Below are 24,084 nucleotides of genomic sequence, written 5' to 3'. Positions count from 1 at the left end.
TCCCTACGCGAAAAATGGGCCGATGGCTATATTCAGGCCATTCCGGCGGCCAGGGCGGCCGGCCGCCGGGCCGTTTCCGCCCGCAAACTTTCCTTCAGGTGCTGGGCCGTATGATGAGCCAAGGCCATGATGGTCAGCATGGGATTTACGCCGCTGCAAGCCGGAAAGGCCGAGGCATCGGCTACAAACAGGTGGGCCACTTCGTATAGCTCTCCGCTGGGGCTGGTAGGATGCGTGGCGGCCGGCCCACCCATGCGGCACGTGCTCATCTGGTGGGCACTGTAGAGGCCAAACTGGTTGGGCTTCCAGCTTAGGTAAGGTAAGCCGGCCAGCACCTCAGGGTTGCGCAGGCGGCCGTTCTCAGCGTGCAGGGTGGGTAGGGTACTGTGGGGCAGCAGAACTGTGTGCGCCCCAGCGGCTACGTGAACGTCGGCGGCGGCGCGCACGCCTTGCAGCAGGTGGTTCCGGTCATACTCGCTCAGGGTGTAGTCAATCAGGGGTGTGCCGTGCTTGTCGATGGACACCCGGCCCCCGTCCCGGTCGCGCGTGAGCACAATGAAGGAGCCCAGGTGGGCGGCCTGTTGCATCAAGGCTTTGTGCTGCCGACCCGAGCACCAGGGCAACACCATGGCCATTAAGCCCGGGTGAGCCGGCGGGGTTTCCAGCTTCACCCCAAAGTTGCTACCCTCCAGGCGCGTGAAGCTGTCGTTTACCACCGACATCATGGGGCCGTGCCAGGGCGCTATGGCCTGGGCGTACAGGCCCGAAACGGCCACCGTGGGATGCAAATGCAGGTGCTGCCCCAGGTGAGGATGGCGCAGGCCGCTACGCAGCAGCAGGGCGGGCGTCTGAACGGAGCCCCCGGCCACTACCACCCGCTTGGCGCGCACCGTCACCCGAATAGTGCGACCATCGGCAGTGGTGTGCGTGGCCTCCGCGCCGGTAGCACGCCCCTGGGTTATGGTTATCCTCGACACGCAGGTTTGGCAGAGCAGCCGGGCCCCGTGCTCGAAAGCCGTTTGCAGGTAGGTGTTCAGGGTGCCCTGCTTGATGCCGTGCCGGTCGCCGAAGCCGCTGTACCCAAGGCCGCAGAAGTGCACCTCCGACTCGCTCAGGCCCTTCTCATTGCGCGGAATCAGCTTCACATCGTGCCCTAGGGCCCGGGAGCCGTTCCACAGCGCCTGGTTCTGGCCGTTGTGGCGCACGTAGTCCGTGTTAACGCTCAGCGCCGCGCTCACGGCATCCAGGCTGCGGGCGAAATCGGGGCTGGTGAAGTGGGGTACCTGGTGTTCCCGGGCCCATTCCTCCAGCACATACTCCGGCGTGCGGAACGCGCCGGCCCAGTTCACAGTAGTGCCCCCGCCCAGGCAAGAGCCAGCCAGCAGGGCCAGGCCACCGTCCTGGGTACTCAGGGCCCCGCGGGCATCGTACAAGGCCCCGAGCATATCTACTTCGCGCTGGGTGAAGTCGGGCCCGTGGAAGTACGGGCCTTTCTCCAGCACCAGCACCTCGTGCCCCGCCGCGGCCAGCTCGCCGGCCACTACCCCACCGCCGGCTCCGCTACCAATTACCAGCACCTCGCAGTCATAGTGCTCGTCGTCGTGGGTGGGTTGCAGGAGCTGGATGGGTTTTTCGGCCGTCACTGCGGGGTCGGGCACCTGCGGACCGGGGTAGCCAATATGCTCCCACACGAAGTTGCCCTGCTCGGCCGTGGAGCCGCCGTAAAACAGAAACACGAACATCTTGCGCAGGGCGTGAAAGCCTTTGCGCAATTGGGGCACATTGCTGGCCGCCCAGCTTTGCAGCAGCTTTTCGCGCTGCTCCGGGGCCAGCCGGGCAAATGGCCGTAAGGGTCCAAACCACGTCAGGCCCAGTGTGGGGGTGTTTAGCAGCTGCAACAGATGCAGAAATTCCTGGCGGGCCCCGGCGGGCTGGGCCTCCAGCACCAAGGCTATTTTGGTCAGGTCGACTCCGGCGGCGCCGCTTCGCTCCCAATACGCCGCATCAGCCGACGGCGCCGGCGCCGGCAAACCAGGAACAAACGTATCGGCAAGGGCACGCAGGGTAGCGCACTGGGCATCGGTGAACTGCATAGCGAGGTAAAAACAATCGGGCGGCCACGGCTAAAAGGGATAATCCGGGGCCCTAAAAGTTCGTCATTTTTCCGCAGAAATACTCGGCTTGCATACGAATAGTGAAGCAGTGATTCAGTGAATGAGTGAGTTGTCAAGGCCAGCACGCAGCATGAATTACGCCGTGGCTCAACTACTCTCTTACAGCCACTTCACCAGCCAGTTCACCAACTTTTTAACCTGCGGCGTGTAAGGCGGATAGATGGGTTTGAGGCCCGTGCGGCCTACGCGCTGCTTTAGCACTGATTTTTCGTTGCTGAAGGCCTGGAAGCCGGCCAGGCCGTGCGCCCGACCCAGGCCGCTGTTGCCCAGCCCGCCGAAGGGTAGCTCGGGGTGGCCCAAGTGCAGAATTGTTTCATTGACGCAGGCGCCGCCGGCAGGAATGTTCTGCAGCAGATAGCGCTGATGCTCGGCATTTTGGGTAAACACGTACAGGGCCAGCGGGTGCGGGCGGGAGTTCACCTCGTCCACGGCTTCCATGAGGGTGCGGAAGGTGCGCACCGGCAGCAGGGGCCCGAAAATTTCCTCCTGCATGGCCCGGCTGGTGGTTGGCACGTCAACCAGCACGGTGGGCTCTAGGAAGCGTTGCGCAGCATCCAGCTGGCCGCCCAGCGCCACGGTAGCCCCTTGCTCCTGGGCCTCAGCCAGCAACCCCGCCACCCGGGCAAAGTGGTGGTCATTTACAATGCGGGCAAACGAGTTAGAGGCGGCCACCCCCTCACCATTGGGGTTGTAGAAGCGCTGCACTACCCCGCGGATTTCCTCAATCAGCTGGTCGCGGACGGCTTCGTGCACCAGCAGGTAGTCGGGGGCCACGCAGGTCTGGCCGGCGTTGATGCCCTTGCCCCACACGATTTTCTCGGCGGCATCGCGCAGGTCGGCCGTGTCGTCTACCACAACCGGACTTTTGCCGCCCAGCTCCAGCGTCACGCTGGTCAGGTGTTCGGCGGCGGCGCGCATCACTACTTTTCCTACCTGCGGGCTGCCCGTGAAAAAGATGTGGTTGAAGGGAAGCTTCAGCAGCTCGGTAGCTACCTGCTTGTCGCCTTCGACCACCGTTACTTCGGCCGGGTCGAACAGCTCTTGGCACATGCGCGCCAGCAGGGCCGCAACCGTCGGCGTCATTTCGGAAGGCTTGATAATGCAGCAGTTACCCGCCGCCAGCGCCGATACCAGCGGATCCAGGGCCAGGTAGAAGGGGTAGTTCCAGGGCGCTATAATCAGGCACACGCCCTTGGGTTCATACTGCACCCAGCCGCGCGTACCCACCAAGGACAGTGGCGTCCCGACTTTGCGGGGCTGGGCCCAGTGCCGCAAGTGGCGCAGCGTGTGCTTCAGCTCGGTTTGCGTCGACCAGATTTCGGTAACGTCGGTTTCGGCGGCGGGCTTGCGAAAATCGGCGTAGAGCGCCTGCTGAATGGCAGTACGGTTTTCCGTTATCCAGGCGCTGAGCTTGCGCAACCGTCCGGCGCGGGTTTCCACGGCCTCGCGGCGCAAAGCCTCCGCGCGGGCCTGCTGCCGCCTGAACAGCTCCGCCACGGGCGGACGTTCGGGGGCCGGTGAGGGAGTAGGCGCAAGCGGATCAGTGGCAGCAAGGGTAGTCATGGCAGGGCGAAATAAGCGACGAGGCGGCGAAAGAAATTAAAAGTCTCTGATACTCACCATAGTTCCAATCTTATCCTGCCATCTTTGCGCCAGTATCCCAGCACGGAAAGTGTAAGCACTTGGTTTCCTTCCCCTTACTCCGCCCTGACTATGGAAGCAGTTTGTGAACGTTTGCGCGAGCTTTTGGAGGTAACAAGTCATCATCTTTCCACCTGCTCCGAGCAGGAACTGGCCGAGGCCCCGTCGCCGGGTCGCTGGTCGCGCAAGGAGATTTTAGGACACCTGATTGATTCGGCCGCCAACAACCACCGCCGTTTCGTGCTGGCCCTCAGCACCCCCGAGCCCCTGCTGGTGCAGTCCTATGACCAGGACGCCTGGGTACGGGCCGCTGACTACCAGAACACGCCCACGGAGGAGCTACTGAGCCTGTGGACCAGCTACAATCGGCTGCTAATCCGGCTACTAGAGCGGGTGCCCGCCACGGCCCACGATTTTCGGTGCCAGCTCGATGATGGCTACACCGTAACCTTGGGCTGGCTGATTGAGGACTACGCGGTTCATTTAGAGCACCACGTTCAACAGATTCTGGACCTGACTCCCAGGTAGCAAATAGGGGCGGGCACTTTTTCCGGGCGCAAGGGCGTTAGCGGAACTTGTCTTCTCCGTTTTTGATGTTTTCAGCTTCTTTTTTCGCCTCTGCTTGCCGCTTTCGGCAGTTGCTACCGCTGCTTTTCCTGGTTGCCGGCGCTGTTCACGCAAGTCCTAAGCGCCCTTCACCCACCTTGCGGGTGCGCGCCGTGGCGCCCCACGTGTACGTACACACTTCCTACCATACCTACCCGGGCACTACTGCCCCAGTGCCCTCCAACGGCCTGATTGTACAAACCAGCAAAGGCGCCGTACTGATTGACACGGCCTGGGACCCGGAGCAAACCCTGCGGTTGCTGCGTTGGATTGCCGACAGCCTGCACCAGCGGGTGCGCCTAGCCATTGTTACGCACGCCCACGATGACCGTACCGGTGGGCTAGCCGTGCTGCAAGCCAACGGCATCAAGGTGTACAGCACTCCGCTTACGGCCCGGCGCTTCCGGCAGCTGCACCCGCAGGCCCTACCTCCTACCGCCGCGCTGAAACCTTACACCCTGATTCGGGCCGGCCGTACGCGCCTGGAGCTTTTCTTCCCGGGCCCGGCCCATGCTCCCGATAACTTGGTGGCCTGGTTGCCCCGCCAGAAGGTGCTGTTCGGGGGCTGTATGGTTCGGGAACAGGCGGCTACCGCCCTAGGCAACCTCGATGATGCGCAGCCCGCCCGCTGGCCTGCCTCACTGCGCACCGTGGCCACGCGCTACCCCAAAGCCCGGGTGGTAGTGCCCGGGCACGGGCAATGGGGCGGGACCGAGCTACTAACTCACACCGCAAAGCTGCTCCGCGAGGCAGCCGGCCGCAAGCCGCCTACTGCCCTGCGCGAAACCAAGCTCTAAGGTTACAGATGTACTAGGCCCCGGGAAGGGCAGTTACGCCGCCGGACGCGCAAGTGCATGGGCTGCTGCTTCCAGCATGGCCAGTCGGCATCAGAGGTAGCTACTTCGGAATTAGTAAGCCAATCCAAGGCGGCGGGGAGCTCGGCAAAGTATTGCACTTCGTAGGGCAGGTGTTCCTGGGCCGAAGTCCACAGGATGCTTTCCACCACTAGCATGTTGTAGGTGTTGGTAGGCAGCAGCAGCGCCAGCCGCTGCAGGCCGCACTGCCGCAGCCGGGGTAGCCAACTGGTTTGCAGCCACTGCTGCACCTGTGGGTTCAGGGGGGGCATGGGTCGCAGGTCCAGCAGCAACTGACGAGCTTGGTAGTGCCGTACGGCCTTCAGGAGCCGGGTCAGCAAGTGCGGCAGGGCCTCCGTATCGGAGGTCTGCTGCCACCAGAACCGGAGCAGCGAGAAACGAACGTTGTAGCGAAATGTTAAGTGGGGAGCGTCCTCCTTTTCCATGATGGGGTAAGCCTAGCTAATCGAAATGGTACTGTATGGAAGATACGAGGCTTCCCCAGGTGCCCGATTTACCTTTTCGCTCACAACCCTCATTTACCCGATGAACCCCCAGGCAGCTTTCTACCAGTGCCTACCTTTTCTCGACCAAATTCAAGCCCTTCCACTCAGCCCTACCTTTTAGGTAAGCAACCGCCTCTGCGGCCCATTATGGGAATTAAGCCGGATTACTTACGCTTCTTTTTGAGGTAGGCCCGCGCCTCGTTAAAGGCCTCCGACTTGCGCTCCGCCTTTTGCTGTACTTCCTTGTAGTAGCGCGTGGCCGCTGCCACATCCTTTTGCTTGTCGGAAATACGCCCCAAATTGAGCAAGGCGTACAAGTAAAAGCCTTGTTTGGTGTCGTTCGTGCTTTCGGCAAACACAATGCAGCGCTGGTAGTATTCCTTGGCCTTGGTCAGGTCCTTGTACTGGTTCTGCATCAGGCTGCCGAGAAAGAACGTGGCGTAGCGCCCACTGATGCCCTCGTAGCCGGGCTGGCCCCGGTTAATCTTGTCCAGAATATCCCGGCTTACCCGCTCGCACTCGTTTAGGTCCCCTACCTGGTAGCTCATCAGGGCGTAGAAGCGCTGGAAATAGCCGTTATCCGGGAAGGCCGTGGCCATGGTGCGGGCCAGCGCCAGGGCTTCGTCGGGCTTGTTTTCCTGGTTTTGCAGAATCTTCATCAGGAAAACCCGCGCCTCGGTGCCCGTGTAGAAGCCGTTGGCGGCCACGCTGCGCAACTGAGCCAAGCCCAGCTTTTTGTTGCCCTTCGGGAAGAACAGCAGCACGGGCCGCAGCAGCGGGTAGTTGTCCGAAATCCAGGGGGCGTAGTAGTTGATCAGGGCCTGCCCGAACAGGAATTCCGGGCTCAGACCGTTGGCTTCCTGGCTTTTCTCGAGGTAGGCCAGGGCATTTTTACTGGCGAACGTGGCCTTGCGCCAGTTGTGCCGCTCGGCATTCAGGCGGGCCGAAAACCCGTACGCCGCCGACAGGAAAAAGCAGGCCTCGTAGTTGTTCCGGTCCCGCTTGTAAAGCGCTTCGCCCTTGGTAATGGCCGTGTCCATATAGGCCAGAAACACCTTGTCGTACTGCTCGGAGGTGATGTTGGAGGGCATGATCTTCCACCAGGTCGTCAGGCCCAGCAGAAAGTAGGGCATGGGGTGCTGGGGGTAGCGCCGGCGCAGGCTGCGGAACTGCCGCTCGGCCCGGTCGTGCTTGAAGTTGTAAATGTTCTGCACGGCCCCGTCCAGCTCCGTCTGGATATCCTTGTCGAGCAGCAGCCAGCCGGAAATATCAACGGCGGCGGGAGCTACATCTACGTTGGACAAATTGATCTGACGGGCCGGGCGAGTGGTGTCGGGCCGCTGCGCCCACGCTCCCAAGGAGAGCAGCAGCAGGCAGCCAAGCAAGTATAGGCGCATAAAGGACAACTTGGAACCCTAAGTATAGGGAAAAAGAGCGGAGCCTGACTGTCGGGCCCCACGTTCCGGCACCCTCATACGTGCAGAAACAAAAAAAAGAGGCTGAAGCTCCCACAGCCTCAACCTCTTTTTGCGTTTTCCGGGTGCCAAAGGTGCCCGGGAAACGGCCAGCGGCTAAAATTCCCACCCAAAGCCGCTGGATGTCTGATGTGAAAGAAGCCTAGCGGCTGCCTTCGGGCTGGTGCTCCCGCAGCCAGCTATATGCCGAGTACTGACCGGGCGTGAACACCCGGGCCAGCGCGGTATCGTATTCGTTTTCAACTTCAGTTATTGACTTGCCTTCCAGCAAACGCCCCTCACTTACCGCCGCCACCAGTCCGGGCTTTACGGCCAGTCGGTCAAGTTGTTGCAGGTAATTGCGGGTGCTTTTTTCAACTATTTTCCGTTGCGGGCGGCTAAGGTGCAGCTCGCGGGTGAGGTAGTTGGTCAGGTTGCGGGTGCGCTGCTCCACTGAGCCGTGCCCGGCGGGCAACGACAGCCGGGCCGCCTGCGCGAAGTGGGCACCCACAACCAACAGGAGCAGCATGGCAAACGTCAGAGCGAAGGTGTGCAGAGCCTTCATGGAAAAGGTAGCGTGATTTGAGCCTGCAAGTTCGGGACGGCGTGGGGGGCTGGCTACTGCCAGGTTCGCCAGTTTTGATGCTATATTGACCGCAAGTATTAACTTCACGTTCCCACTCCGCCATCCTGGCACCACCGCCCCGTGAAGCTACAATTCGAACCCATTCATCCTACGGTAGATAGCTCGTTCACCCTGCTGCACTACACCGAAGTAGGCAAAGCCGAGCTACTCTGGCACTACCACCCCGAGTACGAACTGGTGTACATTCCGCGGGGCCACGGCCGGCGGCACATCGGCCAGCACATTTCCCGCTTCGAAGACGGCGAGCTGGTGCTGATTGGCCCGGACCTACCCCACCTCACTTTTAGCTACGGCCACCCAGCGGGCACTCCCTTCGAGGAAATTGTGGTGCAGCTGCGGGGCGACTTTCTGGGGGCTGATTTCTGGGACAAGCCCGAAATGGCGGCCATCCGCCAGCTGCTGGCCCGCTCCCACGAGGGCCTATCGTTCCGGGGCAGCACCCGCACGGCCGTGGGCCCAGCCCTGCGCCAGCTCCTGAACGCGCCCCCCTTCATGCGCCTGCTGCTCTTGCTGCAGGTGCTGCAAGAGCTGGCCCAGGCGCCCGCCAACGACTGTTTGCCCCTGCACGCGGGCACCGGCGGCCAGGGCCTGAGCGGCAAGGAGCAGCAGCGCCTGAGCCGGGTGTACCAGTTTGTGGAGCAGCACTACCAGCGCGCCAGCCTCTCGGTGCAGGAAGTGGCCGACGTGGCCCACCTTTCGGTGCCGGCTTTCTGCCGCTACTTCAAGAAGATGACCCGCCACACCCTCACCGACTTTCTGCAGGAATACCGCGTAGGCCAGGCCTGCCGCCTGTTGCTCGACGATGACCTGGCCGTAACGGAAGTGTGTTACTCCTGCGGCTTCAACAACCTCTCCCACTTCAACAAAACCTTCCGTAAGTACACCGGCCAAAGCCCCACCGAGTACCGCCGCCAGCGCATGGGCAAGTAGCAAGTAGTGAAAGGGTGAGTTGTCGTTCTGGGTTAAGTCAATGGTCAGGGCTTGTAAGTTACATGCTGCCGTCAGGCAGAGCACTCTGCGCATGAAGCAGAGACGAAGCATCTCGCGGGCTTCGTTGAATTAGTCCAGCAACGTCAGCCCGCGAGATGCTTCGCCTCCGGCTCTGCAGGACGTTCTCCTGATTTACAGTCCACGCAGCCTAGAACGACAACTCGCCATCTCGCCATTTCACCACTGGGGAACGCACGGCGGGGGCAGAATTGTCTAGCAGGTGAATGGCTGCTTTGATGAATATGAATGCGTTACGCGCGCGGGGTTGGGGGCAGCTGGCCGGGGTGCTGCTCGCGCTATTGCTGCTCATGGGTGCCCAACCGCCTACCTCCGAGAAGCCCCTGGTACTGCTGCCGGCTACTCCCGCCTTTACTCCTACCCTGTTCACCATCAAGCAGGTGCGCGATGAGCGCCCCGGCCGGCCGGCGGTGGCGTGGCTGCTGCCCGCTACCCCGCCGGTGGCGGCCAGCCCGGCCCGGGCAGTGGAGCTGCAGGGAGGCACCGAGGCTGCCCTGCGCCAGTTTGTGGCCCGAACGCTGCCCGCCCGCCCGGCGCGCTACGGAGTAACGATGCGGGTGCGCGAGTGCCGGGTGCAGGAAACCGCCGTCGGCACCAACCAGGCCGCCGGCCAGATCAGCCTGCACTTGGCCTTCGACTGGGTAAACCCGGAGGGCCGCACGATTACGCTGACCGAGTACCGCGGTGGGGCCCGCTACCTGCGCCCCCTGGCCAACCGGGCCGTGGTGGAGCCAACCCTGCGGCAGGCCCTGGTAGGGAGCCTCGCTTACTTTAACACCTGGCTGACCCGCGCGGCCGCGCACGATGTGCGGCTGGCCACGGCCGTGCATCCTACCTTCCGCTACTACACCCGCCAAACGGAACCTGATACGGTGTTTTATGACCCGGCCCGGCCCCTGACTTGGGCTGACTTCACGGGCCAACCCCGGCCCAAAGGCCGCTACGCAGCTTCCGTGTTTCCGAGCTTTGCTTACCAGGGCCGGCCGCGGGTAGTAAATGGGGTAATAGAGCTGGACATGATTCTGAAAATTTTCGTGGTGCGCAGTTCGTCCTGGGTTGATGCCGGCCAGCAAACGGCCGAGCACCTGAACCACGAGCAGCGCCACTTTGATATTGTGCGGCTGGTAGCCGAGCGGTTTCGCCGCAAGGCTACCCCCGACAGCCTCACGGTAGAAGATTACAACAGCATCCTACAGCTGCAGTACCTGAAATCTTTCACCGAGATGAACCACATCCAGGAGCAGTACGACGCCGAAACGCACGGCAGCCCCCTGGCACAGGAGCGCTGGAACCGCCGCATCGACGAGGAACTGCGCCAGTACGGAATCATACCGTAAGCCGCCGGCCTTTCTCACCACAAAAAAGCCCACTTCCGAGGCAGGAAGCGGGCTTTGATGCGTTGGGGGGTAGCGGCTTAGCGCTTTACTTTTACCTCGCCATCGTCGGCGTCGCGCTTTACTTTGGTGCCGTTGCGGTACTCTACTTTGGTGTCGCCGTCCTTATCGACTTTCACCGTTTTGCCATTGGAGTACACGATTTTGGTTTCGCCATTGGCCTTCTTGTCGTATTTCACGATGGAAGGGCCACGGCGCCGGGCCGGGGCCTCCTCCCGCTCCGTGGTGGTCGTGATGGTGGCGTTGCTGTAGGGCGTGCCGGCGTAGTAGCTGTTGCGGTTTTCCTGGTAAGTGCGGTACTGAGCAGGGTCCGTAATGTAGGTGCGCACCTCCCGGTCGGTGTCGTCGTTTACCTGGCGCAGGGCGGCGTAGCGACCAGTGGTATCGGTGGTGTAGCGGGTGTTCACCTCGTTGAGGCGGCGGCCACGGGTGTAGTAAGTTTTCTCGACGCGGGTTACCACCACGGTATCGGTCAGGCGCAGGTCCTGGGCAATCCGGTCGGCGAGGCGGTCGGCTTCGGTGCGGTAGGCCGCCGTGTCGCCGTCAGCCGTAGCCGTGGCGTCGGTAGCCATCGTTTCGTCGCGCACCACCACGGCGGTGTCGGCGGAGGGAGTCGTGGCCGCATCGGCGGCGGCCTGTTTGTCGCGGTTGCAGGAGGATGCCACCAGTAGGCTGGCCGCCGCGGAAAGGAAAAGCAAGGACTTATTCATATGGGGAGAGGTTCAGTCAGAAATTTATCCTGACAAGGAAGATGGGGCGCTTACGCAGCCTGCCGCCCGGATGTTACCTGCGCCGTACGGAGCTATATAGCAATTATGGTTTATACGCAGTAACTTATTCAAGCTGAGCGCTTCTAAAAAAGCCGAAACCCTGAGGCAACGGCTGCGGAGCGCCGCGCATCTACCCGCTTGTCCTTCCACTTTCCCTACCTGCCTTCCATGAAACCAACTACCCTCCTTCGTTCCCTGGCCCTGGCGGCCCTTTGCAGTGCTGCGACTACTAGCGGAGTTTTGGCTCAGCAAACCCGCTCAGTCAGTGGATTCCAGACCATCCGGGCCAGCGGTGCCATCAACGTATTTCTGAAGCAGGGCGCCAGCACTGAGGTGAAAGTAGATGCCCCCGCGGAGCTGCTGGACCGCATCAAGACCGAAGTGCAGGGTTCTACGCTCAGCATTTATCGGGAGAAAGGCCTTTCTATGCTGCTCAGCAACCAGAAGGTAAACGTGTACATCACTTGCCCCACGCTCACGGGGGTTGAAGTCAGCGGGGCCAGCGACGTGAAAAGCACTACCCCCTTCACGGCCGACGAGTTTACCATCCGGGCCAGCGGCGCGTCCGACGTGACCATGACCATCAACGCCAAAACCCTGACGGCCACCGCCTCCGGAGCCAGCGACCTGCGCTTGACCGGCCGCGTGGAGCGCCAGCAGGTGCAAGTAAGTGGCAGCAGCGACTACCAGGGCTACAACCTGCAGAGCCGCACGGCCACGGTGCAGGCCAGCGGCGCCTCCGATGCGTACGTGGCCGTCACTGATGAGCTGTCCTCGCACGCCTCCGGCTCCAGCGACATTCATTACAAAGGCAAGCCGCGCGTAACCAAGTAGTCGGCTCGTTTCACTTCTTATAAGAACACCCAGCGGCAGCTCCTTGGTCAGGAGCTGCCGCCACTTTTACCGGCTACTCTCATGGAATTCACGTTCATTCCGTATGCTGCGCCGCGTTCAACCAGTAACTGTCATTCCGAGTGAAGCGAGGAATCTGGGTTAAGCCGTTGAAATGGTAGACCCGGATTCCTCGTTTCGCTCGGAATGACAGTTTAATGTCACTTACTCTTCTAGGCTGTGTGGACATTAACTTAACAGGCCGTTATGCCGAGCGGGAGCGAAGCATCTCGCTTGGCTGACGACTGCAACAACACTACGCGAGCTGCTTCGCTCCCGCTCGGCATGACCATCTTTCCTGAACTAAAAGCTGTTACTGTCCACACAGCCTAGTGCCGTTTAACTGATTGTGGGAACTACCGAAGAAGCGAGGTAGCGGCCGTGCTGAGGTGCACGAAGAGCAAAGCGTACTAGGCAGCGCTGCATTTCCTGGCTAGGTTGAAAGCCCACCAAAACACCCGGCGCTAACGCAAGCTCCGCCGAACCTTAGCCCCGCCGGCCGCCGTAGCACCCCGAAGCGGCAACTCGTTGTGCGCCCGCTGGCGCGGGGCGGGTTGTAGTTTTGCCACGGAACAGAGGGTAGCACCAGCACATGACACAGGTAGTTGAGGAGAAGGCTACGCCCCGGCAGGCGCGGTGGGCCATTGCGCTGTTTTTCTTTGTTTCGGGCTTTGGGTACTCCACCTGGGCCTCCCGGATTCCGGTGATTCAGCAACAGCTGCACCTGAGCGAGGCCCAATTGGGGGCTGTGCTGTTTGCCTTGCCGGCCGGTCTGATGCTGACTTTGCCCATCACGGCGGGGCTGCTCCAGCGCTTCAGCAGCCGGCAGGTGATGCTGGTGGGGGCCATCCTCTACAACGTAGCCCTGGCCCTGCTGGGGCTGGTGGAACACACCTGGCAGCTGGTGGGCCTGCTGTTTTGCTTCGGCTCCTCGCGCAACCTGCTCAACCTGTCCATGAATGCCCAGTCGGTGGGCGTGCAGGCCCGCTACGACACGTCCATTATTGCTACTTTCCACGGGGTCTGGAGCGTGGCTGGTTTTGCGGCAGCAGCCCTCGGCACCTTGCTTATTGGCCGGCAAGTACCGACCTCCCTGCACTTTGCCACCGTGGCAGTGCTGCTGACCGGGGTAGCCCTGTTCACGTATCGCCACAGCCTGGTGCTGCCGCCCGCTCCGGAAGCCCGCCGCAGTGGCTTTTCCTGGCCCGATAAAACCCTGCTGAAATTCGGTCTGATTGCCTTTGCCTCCATGGCCTGTGAGGGCACCATGTATGACTGGAGCGGCATCTACTTTCAGAAGGCGGTGCTGGTGCCCAAGGAATCGGCGGCCCTGGGCTTCACGATCTACATGGTAGCCATGACGGCCGGCCGTTTCAGCGGCGACCCGCTGGCCAACCGCTTCGGGGTGAAGTCCATTCTGCACTACAGCGGCCTGCTGATGCTGAGCGGGCTGCTGCTGGCGGCCCTGCTGCCGGTGCCACTGGCCGCCGGGCTGGGGTTTGCGCTGGTGGGCCTGGGCGTGTCGTGCGTTATTCCAATGGTGTTTGGCCTGGCCGGGCGCACGGCCGCGCTCAGCTCTGGCTCGGCCATTGCGGCGGTATCTATGGTGGGGTACGTGGGGTTTTTGCTGGTGCCGCCGGTGGTAGGCTTTATTGCCGAAGCAGCCGGGTTGCGGTGGTCGTTCGGACTAATGGCGGTGCTGGGTGCAGTAGTGGTGCTGCTGGTGCGCCGCCTGCCGGATTAGCGCTTCTTGCCGCTGTCATGCTGCGCTGCGCTACTGTCGCCCGGGTTGAATTCTTGAGGCTGCCCTAGATTCCTGCCTCCCGCCGGGAATGACAACATAAGCTACCCGTAGGAGGCTCAATCTCATGGGCTTTCTGCGTACCTTAGAGGTTCGGCGGCCGCGCCCGGGTGGGAAAAGCGGGCAGCTGAGGTCTGCTGATGAAGTATGTTTTTGCCTTTGTGCTGGGGTGGCTCCCGCTGCTGGTTGGGGCCGCGCCGTTGCTGGAGCCCCTGCAAATTGCCCGGCAGTTTGTGGCCCCCACCGGCTGGCCCGACATGAAAAGCTACCTCAGTGGCGAAGCCGCCGGCCAGGCCCGCCGCCAGAGCCTGGGCCAGCAGATTCCGGCTACCCTACAGCGCCGCTGCGAGCTGGTGCAGCAGGGCCCCGCCACGGCCGTAGTAGCGGTGGAGTTGCGCGACTCCGTGAGCCGCAACGACATTTACCTGCACTTTCGCCGCGACTCTACCACGGCCGCTACCCCTTGGAAATTGGCCGCCGTGCGCAGCCTGTCCATGACCCAGCTCGGGCCGCCCATGCTCAAGCTGCTCGCCGAAATGGCACCCGCGGAAGTAGCGCAGTACAACCAGAAGCACCCCGAGGCCAGCCACGAGTTTATGCTGGGCAACATTCGCCTGTGGGTGGGTTCCGATGAAACCATCCGCCAGCATTTCACCCGCAACCGACCTGCTTTTCAGCGCGCCCTTCGCCTAATTCAGAGCCGCCGCTACTTTGCAGCCCCCGCTGCCGATACGACTGGGGCCGGGGAGCAGGCCGCCAACGCCGATACGGCCGTGCTGGCCCTGCTCCGGCCCCTATATATCAGCCGGGTAACCCAGCGCACCCTGGGCTGCAGCACGTGCCTGGAATTCGTTATTGGGGGCGTGAAAAGTAACACGGTGGGCCTGCTTTACCAGCCGGAGGCTACGCACGTTCCGGCCATGAGCCCGGACCGGATTATCGTGATGAAACCGCTGGGCAATGGCTGGTACCTGTACAAAACCACTTAGGGCCACCAGCCGGTTGTACCTTCGCCCCAGGCCGCCGTTCCGGCCAGCTTTCCGCCCGTATGACCTCTTCCGTTGCCCACCGTCACTTTCTGCTTTACAAACCCTACGGCTACCTCAGCCAGTTTACCAGCGAGTTTCCGCGGGAGATGCGCAAGAAATTTCTCGGCGCCCTGCACGATTTCCCGGCCGGTACCATGGCCATTGGTCGCCTCGACGAGCCCAGCGAAGGCCTGTTGCTGCTCACGACCGATGGCCGGGTAAGTGAGCGAATCCGTCGCAAGGATGTGGAAAAGGAGTACTACGCCCAGGTTGATGGCTTGATTACCGATGAGGCCGTAGCCCAGCTCCAGACCGGCATCGGCATTGCCCACCGCAGCCAGGTGTACCACACGCTGCCGGCCCGCGTGCGGCGCCTGGAAACCGCGCCCGAGCTGCCGCCCCGCGGCCGCAACATTCGCTCCGACCGCCACGGCCCCACCAGCTGGGTTTCCATCATCGTCAGGGAAGGCAAATTTCGGCAGGTGCGCAAGATGACGGCCGCCGCCGGCTTTCCTACCCTGCGCCTAGTGCGCGTGCGGGTAGGAACCATCTGGCTCGGCAACCTGACTCCCGGGGAAGTGCGGGAAGTAGCCGACCTGGGCATCCCTACTGAGGATCAGCCTGAGTAACCGTATCGGCTACTTCCGGTGGGCGGTTTAAATCCGGGGCGGCACGCGAGGAGGCGCCCGGTGGGTAGGACCTTCACGGCCAAGTGCTTCGGGCGTTGCGGCGCTGCCTCGGCTACCGTATATTCCAGAAGTTTTCCCCGACTGAACCGGCCGCGGGAAAGAAATGCTTCTAGGATAAAGTATATTTGTGAGAACGGGCTCCTGCCTACGGTGCCGCCACTTCCGCGGGCGGGCTGAACCTGCCTTTTAGTAGGGCAGTTCGGCAACTGGCAAGGGGCGCTCCTCGGCCTGCTCCCACAATTAGGGGCAGCGGCAAGGCCCCGGTTTTTACGAGCCGTAGCCCTTCCTTACCCATCTTCTTGTTGCCCACGTATTTTGGGTAATAATGAAATTTATTAGCCGCGGCGCTAGTTATCATATGCTAGCCCGCAGCAAGTGCTTGGTCAGCTTCATCAGGGCCAGCTACTAGCTAGGAGTTCCTAGTGCGCTTACGCTTTCATCACCGATACCTCACACAAAACGACATACGCCATGGGCAGATCACAAGCCACTTTTGGAAAAAAGGAAAACGAGAAAAAACGACTGAAAAAGCGCAACGACAAAGCCGAGCGCAAGGAAGAGCGTCAGGCCAACGCCAAAAACGGCAGCAACCTGGACGAGATGCTGGCCTACGTAGATGAGGATGGCAACATCACCTCTACCCCGCCAGACCCGACTAAGAAGAAAAAGGAAATCAAGATTGAGGATATCACCTTGGGCGCGCGCAAGCAGGAGGAAGAAGATCCGGCCGACGCTATCCGCCAGGGCACGGTATCGTTTTTCAACGATTCCAAGGGCTACGGCTTCATCAAGGATCAGAAAACCCAGGAAAGCATTTTCGTGCACGCCAACGGGTTGATCAACCAGATCAAGGAGAACGACAAAGTATCCTTCGAGATTGAGATGGGCCAGAAGGGCCCGAACGCAGTACGCGTGCGTCTGGCCGTATAACTGCCACTGCATGCAGATACTGGTACGTATTCTGCCCGCCTTGCGCGGCGGCTTCGGGGCTGAGGAGCGCCTTTCCGTAGGCTTTACCTCGCGCTGAAGCCCGCCCCGCCGGACATGGGTAACCTGGTACGCAACACGCCACGCGGCGCCCGCTCTTTCGGAAAGAACGGGCGCCGCGTGGCGTTTCTAGGTATTGTTTTGCTACTCAGCACATAGTCCGTGCGGGCCTTGTGGCGGAGTTACCTCAGAGCAGCAGCACGTCGATGCGGTGGGCGTGCACCATTTGCTGGGTTTGTGACCAGGCAAACAGGGTAAAGAAGCCATCCTGGGAAGCTACCAGGGCCAGGGAGTCACGCTGGTCGTGCACGAACTGAGCGGCGGCCAGGTGGCGGGTGCCGCCGTTCTGGGCCGGGTGCAGGTAGCGGGCCGGGCTGTCTACCACGGGCTCCGTCAGCACCATCTTATCAACCGGCACGCTGGATTCGGCCCGGGATACTTTGGCCCCGAAGGCCAGCAGGTGGTAGTCGCGGGTGATGATGGTGGCCCCATCCACGGCCGTGAAACCGCCTACCACGTGAATGGCGCGCTGAATTTCCTCGCGCCACTGCCACTTGGCCTGCTCCCGCTGCCGCCCCTCGGCAATGCCCATGTACACGGGCAGCACCGGGTAGGTCATGGGTTGCACAATAGATTCCTGCCACTGAGTTGAGTTGGGCGGCACCACCAGCACCAGCCCGCCCCGCCCGTGGGCCCGCATGGCGGCGGCCAGCTCTACCAGCACGTTGTCGGTGGCGCCGGTGGCGGAGGGCAGGCCTTCGCCGGGCAGAAACATGCGTAGGGCGGGGCAGTCATCCACGGCTACGTTTTCCGCATCCACCAACTGCAGCTGGTCGCCGCGCAGGATGGCCACGTTCACGAACTTGCCGAACCCATCGGCGCGGCGGTGCTTTATCACCAGCAGGCCCGGCTCTACCACTTCCAGCACAAAGCACAGGGGCGGAATTTCGGTGGCCGTGCCCCACACGTACAGGCCCTCGGCATCATACCACACGCCCAGGTGAATGCCGGGCTGCTCCACAGCCGGGGCCAGCTTCAGCAGGTTGTAGGGCGTAAGGCGGCGCTTCCCGAACACTACCGGCTGCCCGGCCTGCGCAGGCTCCAGCAACGCCAAGGATATGCGGGGCGGGTGGCCTTCCTCGCGCCGCAAACTGGCCCAAAAGGCGGCGTCAATGATAACCTCTACCCACTGGGCGGGCGGGGGAGCCGATAAATGGGCAATATCCCAGGCATTGGCCGCCGCCCGGTGGCGGGCAAAGTGAGTTTCAACCATGGGGGCTACCATGCGGGCCGCCAAGTAAGTAGGTTCAGAAAGCATGAAAGGCAAGTACGGAGCTTTTGGGATAGGATGCTAGCAGGCCCGAGCGTTGCGCCCACACGCGAGCGAAACCGCCCAACGGACCCTGAAACGCCGGAGGGAAACAACCACCAAGGCGGCCCTATGGTTTAGCTTCTGAGCTCTGCGCTAGGGTTTGAAAGGTGTTTTCCAGAACTTTACGGCCGGGCCTGTAAACCGTGGTAGTAACTGGCTGCATAGGCCGTTTCACTTGGTTTAACTGCCACGCTCCTGGCGCCTGATTTCTGGTTATCCTTCCTATGAAATATACGTTTGCCGTTGCCTGCCTGGGCCTGGCCTTCGCTTCCTGCTCGCCGAAAATAGTGGTCCGTAGCACCCAGGCGGCAGCGCCAGTAGCCGTGCACGAGGGCTTTCTGGTAGTGAAGGAAACCGAGACGTTTGCCGCACCCGCCCAGGAGGTAGGCGACATCCAGATTCGGGATGCGGGCCTGACCCTGGATTGTGACTATGACAAGGTAGTGGAGCTGGCCGCCGAGAAAGCCCGGCAGATGGGCGCCAACGTGCTCCGGATTTATGACCACCGCCTACCCAGCCTCTACGGCAGCAGCTGCCACCGCATCCGGGCCAAGGCCTTGCGGATAGCCGACATTACCCCCTACGAAAAGGAAATTATTTGGCATCCGGCCCGCCGGCTAAAGCAGGCCGACTTTAAAGGCAGCACCGATAACCGCCCTTTCGCGGCTGCTACCAGCAGCAACATTCGCTACCATTACGCGGGCACTCCCTTGCAGGGCACAGTGCAGTTCACCATCGAAACCTACTTCGACTGCCAGGAATCTTACTTCAAGCCCACTTCCCAGGCGGCCTATACCCTGGCCCACGAGCAGGTACACTTTGATATTACCGAGCTGTACTCGCGGCGTCTGGCCAAGGCCCTTCAGGAGCAGGTAGCCAACACCCAGGAGCTGGAGCGCAAGCAGCAGGAAATTTACCGCCAGCTTATATCGGAAGCCCAGCTCCTACAGGATAAGTACGACAGCGAAGTGTACGCCGATAACGACAAGTTGCCCGCCTGGCAAACTAAAATAGCGCAGGACCTCACGGCCCTGGAACCCTACGCAGCCAAGCAGTTCACTATCAAGTTCAAGCTGTAAGCAGGGAAAAGACCTTCTGTCAGCTAGCCCATACCCCACGTTTTTAGTCGGCAAGCGCCTACCCAGTACAGTAAGAAAGGAACACGTTTAGGGAGCTTGTGGCGGAAGCCAGGCCAGTAGTGCCTAGGAGTGCAGGTCGGGCCCCAACCAGGTAGCTGGGACAGCACCGCGCGGCGGGTGCCACTTGCGCCACATCCGGCACGCCAGCACGAAGATGACCACGGCCAATGCCAGTACTACGGCCAGCCCCCACTTCAGAACCAGGGGCCACTGTCCAGGCACCGGCTGCACCTGTTTGGTTTGCAGGAAGTTTACCGAGAACGTCAGCAGCCGAAACGACCAGTATTCCAGGTATAGGAAGATGGTGGTGCAGAGCGCGAACAGGGCCGCTACCACTTGCTTGCGGCGGTACAGGGCGGCCACCAGAATCATAAAAAAAGCGTACATGCCCAGGCCAATAGCCACGCCGCCTACCCCTCCGGTCAGCAGAAAGGCGTACTTTTCCTCCCGCTCCCCGGCCACGGCCAGTACCGGCCAGAGCAGGCAGCCACCGGTCAGCAACCCTCGGATCAGCTTCTTCATCCCTTAAAGATAAAAAAGGCCCCAAGCCGCATCCAAGCTGCTCGGGGCCTTTTCTGTTACTTAGCTGGGCTATGCTCCGCCAACAGGCTAGATGGCGCCTCCGTCCAGTGAGGCCAAGTTCTGTTCCGCGGCCTCGGCCTCGGGGCTAGGTGGGGTAGCGGGCGTGCTGCTACGGCGTTTGCCCAGGTAGCCCAGCCCCACGGCAACCAGGGCGGCCCCGCCCAGCACTTTTTGGGTAGTGCTCAGGCGGCCTAAGCCAGAACCCTTGCCCAGCTTTTTCAGCGACTTAGCCGCGCCCCCGAACAGGGACTTTTTCTTGTCGGCTTTATTCTTCTTGACTTTGGTTTTATTCTTTTTCATGACGCATTCTGGAAAGTGAAAGAAACTGAGTAGCAAACGGAAAGGCCCGACGGAAGATGGTATTCGCAATCGGCTCCGGAAGGTTGTTGTGTAGCTGGGCGGGTCCAGGTAGCCCGCGCCCAACCCGCCGCCTGTTGACTACGCTACTTCATCGGTGGCCAGCGGCTTCCGACTGCCGGCGCCGTGCGACTTTCCGGCCTTGGAACTCTTGTGGCTTTTCCGAGGAGGCGCGGGCGTTACGGGCGAAGCAGCTACTTCGTCCTCATCTGCTGCCTCGGTAGCGGTGGTTTCTTGCGCTTCGCCCAGCCGGGGCCACTCAAACGTGGGGGGGTGCGGGGGCTTCTCGCCGCTACCCTTGCGCTGGTCCAGGTAAATGAGGCCGGCGGCCAGCAAGGCCACGCTGCCAGCCAGTTTCTGGCCCAGGCTTAGCTTGGCAATTTCATTGGTCACCTTCCGAAACTTGCGGATGGACAAGGCCGCCGCATCGAGCACGTCGTCTGGTACGGCATCCTTGATCTTGTCCTTTACCTTGTCCTTCTTCTTGGAGTGCTTTTTCTTGTGCTTAGCCATTGACATGCTGAATAGAGCCCACGGGTCCGGCTCCAGGCCGGCGGGCCGGCGGGTACCAGCCCATTCCCTACTCCGGTATTCGCAGGGGCCAGCCCGAAGGTTTCCGTATGCGCCTCATAATCAGGGCTACAGTTCTGCTTACGAGCAGCCGGAAGGAATACCCCTACCTGTCAGCGAAGGCACCATCCACGTTTTTCAGTCTACTGGAAAATAATGCCCCTACCCTCAAAAAAGGCTGAGGCGTAGTCAACTGGCCGTACGGGCGCCCCCTAAGTGCACTACCCTTAGCGCAGTTCTGCTTTCCTGCTTTGCCGTTACCAGTTGGCTCTGCCCGGCAAAGCTGTATTTTGCACTTCTTTGCCCCAGCTACCCTATTCTATGTTTTCAGTGTCAGTCCGGACATTTGTCAGTGGTATTATTCTCCTGCTATTCTCTGTTGCTGCCAAGGCCCAAACCAAGCCACCAGCCGAGGCGGAGCTCACCACCTTCTACGACCAGCTCAACGCCTACCGCACTGCCCGCTACCAGCCCCTGCCCGACCTGGAGGCGCTACAGCTGCCTTCCACCTTCTCGGGTGCCGATTTACGCGCCCTGCACCTGCAAGACCGCCACATCGTGCGCGTTGATTTGGTATACACCGCTTTTCGCCTGAACCCCACGTTCAATCAGCGTCAGCTCAACCTCAGCCGCATCCGCAACCTAGCGGCGGGCGTGCCGGGCCTGCTCCAGGATGAGTCCGTGACCTGGACGCTGGTAGAGCAAACCGGCTGCAACAGCCCCACCGAGTGCCAGCCGTTTTTCCACGGATTTGTGGTGTACGTGGCCCGGCACGCCACTGCCGCCACCTCCCGCGCCGACCTCGACAGCCTCACGCGCAAGCTGCGCATCCTGGAAAAGAAGCGCCCTAAAGCCGCTAAAAAGTCTCCGGGCAAAAAGGTGGCCTGCAACCTACCTATCAGCCGCTTTAGCAACCGCCAGATGGCCCGCAGCCTGCGCCGCTACTACCACTGCTCCCAGCGCGACGTCCAACTGGTGAAGTTTGACCTAACGGTAGCCGCCGATGGCACTATTAAAACCGTGAAAGTGCTACCCTCCGCCCGGCCCGTATGCACGGCCGAGTTGGAAGAAGCCATCCGGCGGAGCGTGGCGTTTAATTCAGGCTTCCCGGTGGCGGGCAAGATGTTTCCGTTTAGCGCCAAAGGCGTAGTGCGCCTGCCCATCGGGCCCTTGCAACTGCTAGGCGAAGCAGACATGGGCTTCACCACCTTCGCCCTCCCCGATTCGGCGGCCCGGCTCTACCGCGTCTTCCTGAAAAAGAAGAACAAGCAGCACAAAAACGACTACTGCGAAGCGCGCATCACGAAAGCCGGCGAGTTGCTGGCCGCTTCGGATACCGCCGCCGTTGAGCTGCCTCTGCCACCCGATGCAGGCGTAGTAACCCGCGTGATGCAGCGCCACCCCGAGTGGAGCAAGGAGGTAGTAGTTACCGACGCCACCGGCAGCATGTTCCCCTACACCTACGACCTGCTGGCCTGGCTGCAGCTCAGCGCCCTCGAAGAACCCAAAACCTTTGTGTTCTTCAACGACGGTAACGACCAGCCCGACAAAGACAAGCGCGTGGGCAAAACCGGCGGCTTCCACCATGTAAAAACCGACAGCTACGAGGCCATCAAAAACAAGCTGATTGAAACCATGAAGGCCGGCGGGGGCGGCGACGCGCCCGAAAACGACGCCGAAGCCTTGCTCTACGCCCAGCAGCTTGCCGGCCCCGATGCCTCCCCCGACCTCATCCTGATTGCCGACAACTACACCTTCCCCCGCGACGCCAAGCTCCTCAAAAACACCACGGCCCAGGTCCGTATCATCCTCTGCGGCGTCCACGACTACATCAACCCCAAGTACCTGGCCCTGGCCCGCAAGCACGGCTTCACCCTGCACACCATCGAGGGCGACATTGAGAACCTAAGCAAACTGCTGGAAGGCGAAACCATTACCATCCAGGGCCAGCAGTACCAAGTGACCAAGGACGGGTTCAAGCTGATGCAGAAGACGTGAAGTCCATTCTCTTACCTTGCACTGCATGTAATCTTAGTAGTCTAACTCAGATAGCATCGCTACGTACCACGCTAAACTGCCCGTCTGACCCCGCTGTTATAAGCTGCTCTAAACTAGTGATGCTAAGTAGCAGACTTACTTGAAGTACTATAGAGGTTATGATACATCAACTTTGGCTACTAATACATTATCTATACCGAGTACATTTGTGCATCCTGTAGCAACACCATCTATTAATATTCTACAATAGAAATCTCATTTTTTTAGAAAGTAGCTCATTTCAAGAATTTAAGTTCACCTTAATGTGTTAATAATGGATGTCAGACAAGAAAGCATGAATAATATAATCAAGAAACTTTCTTACTTAAAAACAGAAATCACTTTAGCAGGATCCCTCAACCTAACTAGCTCAAATATTTATGCAGAAAATTTTTACCGAGACTTTCTCAATCTACTTGGCTACAGTTATATAAACACTAATTTCTCCCAACAAAACGCAGCACACATTGATTTAGTAGATCATAATAAGAAACAAGCAATACAGGTAACATCAGAAAATACAAATACAAAAATATCTGAATCAATAAATGGCTTTTACAAAAACGACGAGTACAAAGATTACAACCTAAAAATATTACTTATATCGAAAGAAGCTAAAGATTATAAAACCGATTTCACAGATGGCGGCAACTTTAATTTTGATCACACAAAAGATGTGATCGACATAACAAGATTGACAGCTATAATTAACAACGAAGAAACCCCTAAATTAATACAACTATCAAATTTTCTAACACAAGAAATAATACCACCCAGAACTGAGACTGAATGCAATGAAGTAGAAACAATAATGACCCTCATTGCTTATCTAAGTAATGACAGCAATAGAGAGTTCATTCAAAGAAAGGAGGTTGCAGATCCTGAAAAAAAGATCTACAATAGATTCTCTGAACACTCATCTTTTCTTATAGAGAGATATCAAAACCTAGCACCTGTATATTACAAGACTCTAGAGCTAGGCAGAGCGAACATGGACTCAATCCAAGCAACCATTATATCAAGTTACTTACAGGATGAAAGCGACGAAATGCTTACTAAGCACAATAATAACCCCAAAGCTGCATTAAGAGAATTAGTTAATTATTTCGCAGATAAGTTATCAAAAAACGGATTCGCAAGTTATGATAAACAAGCAATACATTTCTACTTATTAGATGAAATGATAAAATGCAACGTCTTTCCAATGACATAGCCATGCTAATTTCAAAAGATGAAAATTTCCGCACCTCATCGGTTTACATAGCATCATTGATACTAAAGCATTTTAACAAAAAGAAGACAAATAAGTTAAACATATTTGACATTGCCCAAGAACTTAAAAAGCATAATATTGTAAAATACAGACAAATTATATCAGGCCTATTCTTCTTGTACACTACTGGAATAATAGATTTTTGGCAGTGGTAAAATAGCAGGTGAATGTTATCTTGATGGATGCTTCAGACGACTCTCACCTGCCAGAAGTGCGGCAGCACGGCCCTGCGCAAGAACAGCAGCCTGAAAGGCCAGCCGAAGTACCAATGTACGGCCTGCCGCTACCAGGCCGTGTTCACGCCC

General features: G+C 59.6%; 23 protein-coding genes. 13 read left to right on the top strand and 10 right to left on the bottom strand.

Features of this window, described 5'->3' with window-relative positions; all coding sequences use genetic code 11:
• Nucleotides 1–32: 32 nt before the first annotated feature.
• Nucleotides 33–2,093, bottom strand: coding sequence for an FAD-dependent oxidoreductase (locus IEW18_RS00110; RefSeq protein ID WP_188555797.1), 2,061 nt, complete (start codon nucleotides 2,091–2,093; stop codon nucleotides 33–35).
• A gap of 180 nt (nucleotides 2,094–2,273) precedes the next feature.
• Complete coding sequence (locus IEW18_RS00105) at nucleotides 2,274–3,737, bottom strand: aldehyde dehydrogenase family protein (protein ID WP_188555796.1); 1,464 nt, start codon at nucleotides 3,735–3,737, stop codon at nucleotides 2,274–2,276.
• 150 nt (nucleotides 3,738–3,887) lie between these two features.
• Here IEW18_RS00105 and IEW18_RS00100 point away from each other — a divergent pair, with 150 nt between their 5' ends.
• Both IEW18_RS00100 and bla read left to right on the top strand, forming a co-directional pair.
• Nucleotides 3,888–4,343: a DinB family protein gene (locus tag IEW18_RS00100; protein WP_188555795.1), complete on the top strand. Its 456-nt coding sequence runs from the start codon at nucleotides 3,888–3,890 to the stop codon at nucleotides 4,341–4,343.
• 65 nt (nucleotides 4,344–4,408) lie between these two features.
• On the top strand, nucleotides 4,409–5,218 hold the full coding sequence (gene bla / locus IEW18_RS00095; RefSeq protein WP_188555794.1) for a subclass B1 metallo-beta-lactamase: 810 nt from the start codon (nucleotides 4,409–4,411) through the stop codon (nucleotides 5,216–5,218).
• 2 nt (nucleotides 5,219–5,220) lie between these two features.
• Here bla and IEW18_RS00090 read toward each other — a convergent pair whose 3' ends face one another.
• From IEW18_RS00090 to IEW18_RS00080, 3 genes are all read right to left on the bottom strand, one after another.
• Nucleotides 5,221–5,721, bottom strand: a complete 501-nt coding sequence (locus IEW18_RS00090) for a hypothetical protein (protein WP_188555793.1) — start codon at nucleotides 5,719–5,721, stop codon at nucleotides 5,221–5,223.
• Between the two features lie 224 nt (nucleotides 5,722–5,945).
• Nucleotides 5,946–7,178, bottom strand: coding sequence for a tetratricopeptide repeat protein (locus IEW18_RS00085; RefSeq protein WP_188555792.1), 1,233 nt, complete (start codon nucleotides 7,176–7,178; stop codon nucleotides 5,946–5,948).
• Between the two features lie 220 nt (nucleotides 7,179–7,398).
• On the bottom strand, nucleotides 7,399–7,800 hold the full coding sequence (locus IEW18_RS00080; protein ID WP_188555791.1) for a hypothetical protein: 402 nt from the start codon (nucleotides 7,798–7,800) through the stop codon (nucleotides 7,399–7,401).
• A 141-nt stretch (nucleotides 7,801–7,941) separates the two neighbouring features.
• Here IEW18_RS00080 and IEW18_RS00075 point away from each other — a divergent pair, with 141 nt between their 5' ends.
• Nucleotides 7,942–8,811, top strand: a complete 870-nt coding sequence (locus IEW18_RS00075) for a helix-turn-helix domain-containing protein (protein ID WP_188555790.1) — start codon at nucleotides 7,942–7,944, stop codon at nucleotides 8,809–8,811.
• 302 nt (nucleotides 8,812–9,113) lie between these two features.
• Nucleotides 9,114–10,226: a lytic polysaccharide monooxygenase gene (locus IEW18_RS00070; protein ID WP_188555789.1), complete on the top strand. Its 1,113-nt coding sequence runs from the start codon at nucleotides 9,114–9,116 to the stop codon at nucleotides 10,224–10,226.
• 77 nt (nucleotides 10,227–10,303) lie between these two features.
• On the opposite strand, the gene IEW18_RS00065 is transcribed toward IEW18_RS00070, so the two are convergent.
• Entirely contained in the window at nucleotides 10,304–10,993 is a 690-nt protein-coding gene (locus tag IEW18_RS00065) for a T-complex 10 C-terminal domain-containing protein (RefSeq protein ID WP_188555788.1), read from the bottom strand.
• A 228-nt stretch (nucleotides 10,994–11,221) separates the two neighbouring features.
• On the opposite strand from IEW18_RS00065, the gene IEW18_RS00060 reads away from it, so the two are divergent.
• The 5 genes from IEW18_RS00060 (at nucleotide 11,222) to IEW18_RS00040 (ending at nucleotide 16,392) form a co-directional block, all read left to right on the top strand.
• Entirely contained in the window at nucleotides 11,222–11,887 is a 666-nt protein-coding gene (locus tag IEW18_RS00060; protein ID WP_188555787.1) for a head GIN domain-containing protein, read from the top strand.
• Between the two features lie 649 nt (nucleotides 11,888–12,536).
• Entirely contained in the window at nucleotides 12,537–13,688 is a 1,152-nt protein-coding gene (locus IEW18_RS00055) for an MFS transporter (RefSeq protein ID WP_188555786.1), read from the top strand.
• A 197-nt stretch (nucleotides 13,689–13,885) separates the two neighbouring features.
• Nucleotides 13,886–14,734 (top strand): hypothetical protein, encoded by an 849-nt coding sequence (locus IEW18_RS00050; RefSeq protein ID WP_188555785.1) that lies wholly within the window; start codon nucleotides 13,886–13,888, stop codon nucleotides 14,732–14,734.
• 59 nt (nucleotides 14,735–14,793) lie between these two features.
• Nucleotides 14,794–15,402, top strand: a complete 609-nt coding sequence (locus IEW18_RS00045; RefSeq protein WP_188555784.1) for a pseudouridine synthase — start codon at nucleotides 14,794–14,796, stop codon at nucleotides 15,400–15,402.
• Between the two features lie 531 nt (nucleotides 15,403–15,933).
• Nucleotides 15,934–16,392, top strand: coding sequence for a cold-shock protein (locus IEW18_RS00040; RefSeq protein ID WP_188555783.1), 459 nt, complete (start codon nucleotides 15,934–15,936; stop codon nucleotides 16,390–16,392).
• Nucleotides 16,393–16,636: 244 nt separating this feature from the next.
• Here IEW18_RS00040 and IEW18_RS00035 read toward each other — a convergent pair whose 3' ends face one another.
• A complete protein-coding gene (locus IEW18_RS00035) occupies nucleotides 16,637–17,767 on the bottom strand; it encodes a putative sensor domain DACNV-containing protein (RefSeq protein WP_188555782.1) in 1,131 nt (376 codons plus the stop codon).
• Nucleotides 17,768–18,045: 278 nt separating this feature from the next.
• On the opposite strand from IEW18_RS00035, the gene IEW18_RS00030 reads away from it, so the two are divergent.
• The gene (locus IEW18_RS00030; RefSeq protein WP_188555781.1) at nucleotides 18,046–18,900 is read left to right on the top strand and encodes a hypothetical protein; all 855 of its coding nucleotides are present in this window, start codon (nucleotides 18,046–18,048) and stop codon (nucleotides 18,898–18,900) included.
• Nucleotides 18,901–19,023: 123 nt separating this feature from the next.
• On the opposite strand, the gene IEW18_RS00025 is transcribed toward IEW18_RS00030, so the two are convergent.
• The 3 genes from IEW18_RS00025 to IEW18_RS00015 all read right to left on the bottom strand — a co-directional run bounded on the left by IEW18_RS00025 (nucleotide 19,024) and on the right by IEW18_RS00015 (nucleotide 20,412).
• Nucleotides 19,024–19,482, bottom strand: coding sequence for a hypothetical protein (locus tag IEW18_RS00025; RefSeq protein WP_188555780.1), 459 nt, complete (start codon nucleotides 19,480–19,482; stop codon nucleotides 19,024–19,026).
• Nucleotides 19,483–19,569: 87 nt separating this feature from the next.
• Nucleotides 19,570–19,842, bottom strand: a complete 273-nt coding sequence (locus IEW18_RS00020) for a hypothetical protein (protein ID WP_188555779.1) — start codon at nucleotides 19,840–19,842, stop codon at nucleotides 19,570–19,572.
• A gap of 138 nt (nucleotides 19,843–19,980) precedes the next feature.
• Nucleotides 19,981–20,412: a hypothetical protein gene (locus tag IEW18_RS00015; RefSeq protein WP_188555778.1), complete on the bottom strand. Its 432-nt coding sequence runs from the start codon at nucleotides 20,410–20,412 to the stop codon at nucleotides 19,981–19,983.
• Nucleotides 20,413–20,790: 378 nt separating this feature from the next.
• Between IEW18_RS00015 and IEW18_RS00010 the strand changes: the two genes are divergently transcribed.
• The 3 genes from IEW18_RS00010 to IEW18_RS22075 form a co-directional block, all read left to right on the top strand.
• Nucleotides 20,791–22,467 carry a vWA domain-containing protein gene (locus IEW18_RS00010; protein WP_188555777.1) on the top strand — a complete coding sequence of 559 codons (1,677 nt, stop codon included), beginning with the start codon at nucleotides 20,791–20,793 and terminating at the stop codon, nucleotides 22,465–22,467.
• A 313-nt stretch (nucleotides 22,468–22,780) separates the two neighbouring features.
• Nucleotides 22,781–23,719, top strand: coding sequence for an SMEK domain-containing protein (locus tag IEW18_RS00005; RefSeq protein ID WP_188555776.1), 939 nt, complete (start codon nucleotides 22,781–22,783; stop codon nucleotides 23,717–23,719).
• A gap of 242 nt (nucleotides 23,720–23,961) precedes the next feature.
• Nucleotides 23,962–24,084: transposase-like zinc-binding domain-containing protein (locus IEW18_RS22075; RefSeq protein WP_444542863.1), on the top strand; the 123-nt coding region annotated here is incomplete at its 3' end.

The sequence above is a fragment of the Hymenobacter glacieicola genome, assembly GCF_014640315.1.
GTDB lineage: Bacteria > Bacteroidota > Bacteroidia > Cytophagales > Hymenobacteraceae > Hymenobacter > Hymenobacter glacieicola.
This window is presented reverse-complemented; position numbering and strand designations above follow the sequence as displayed.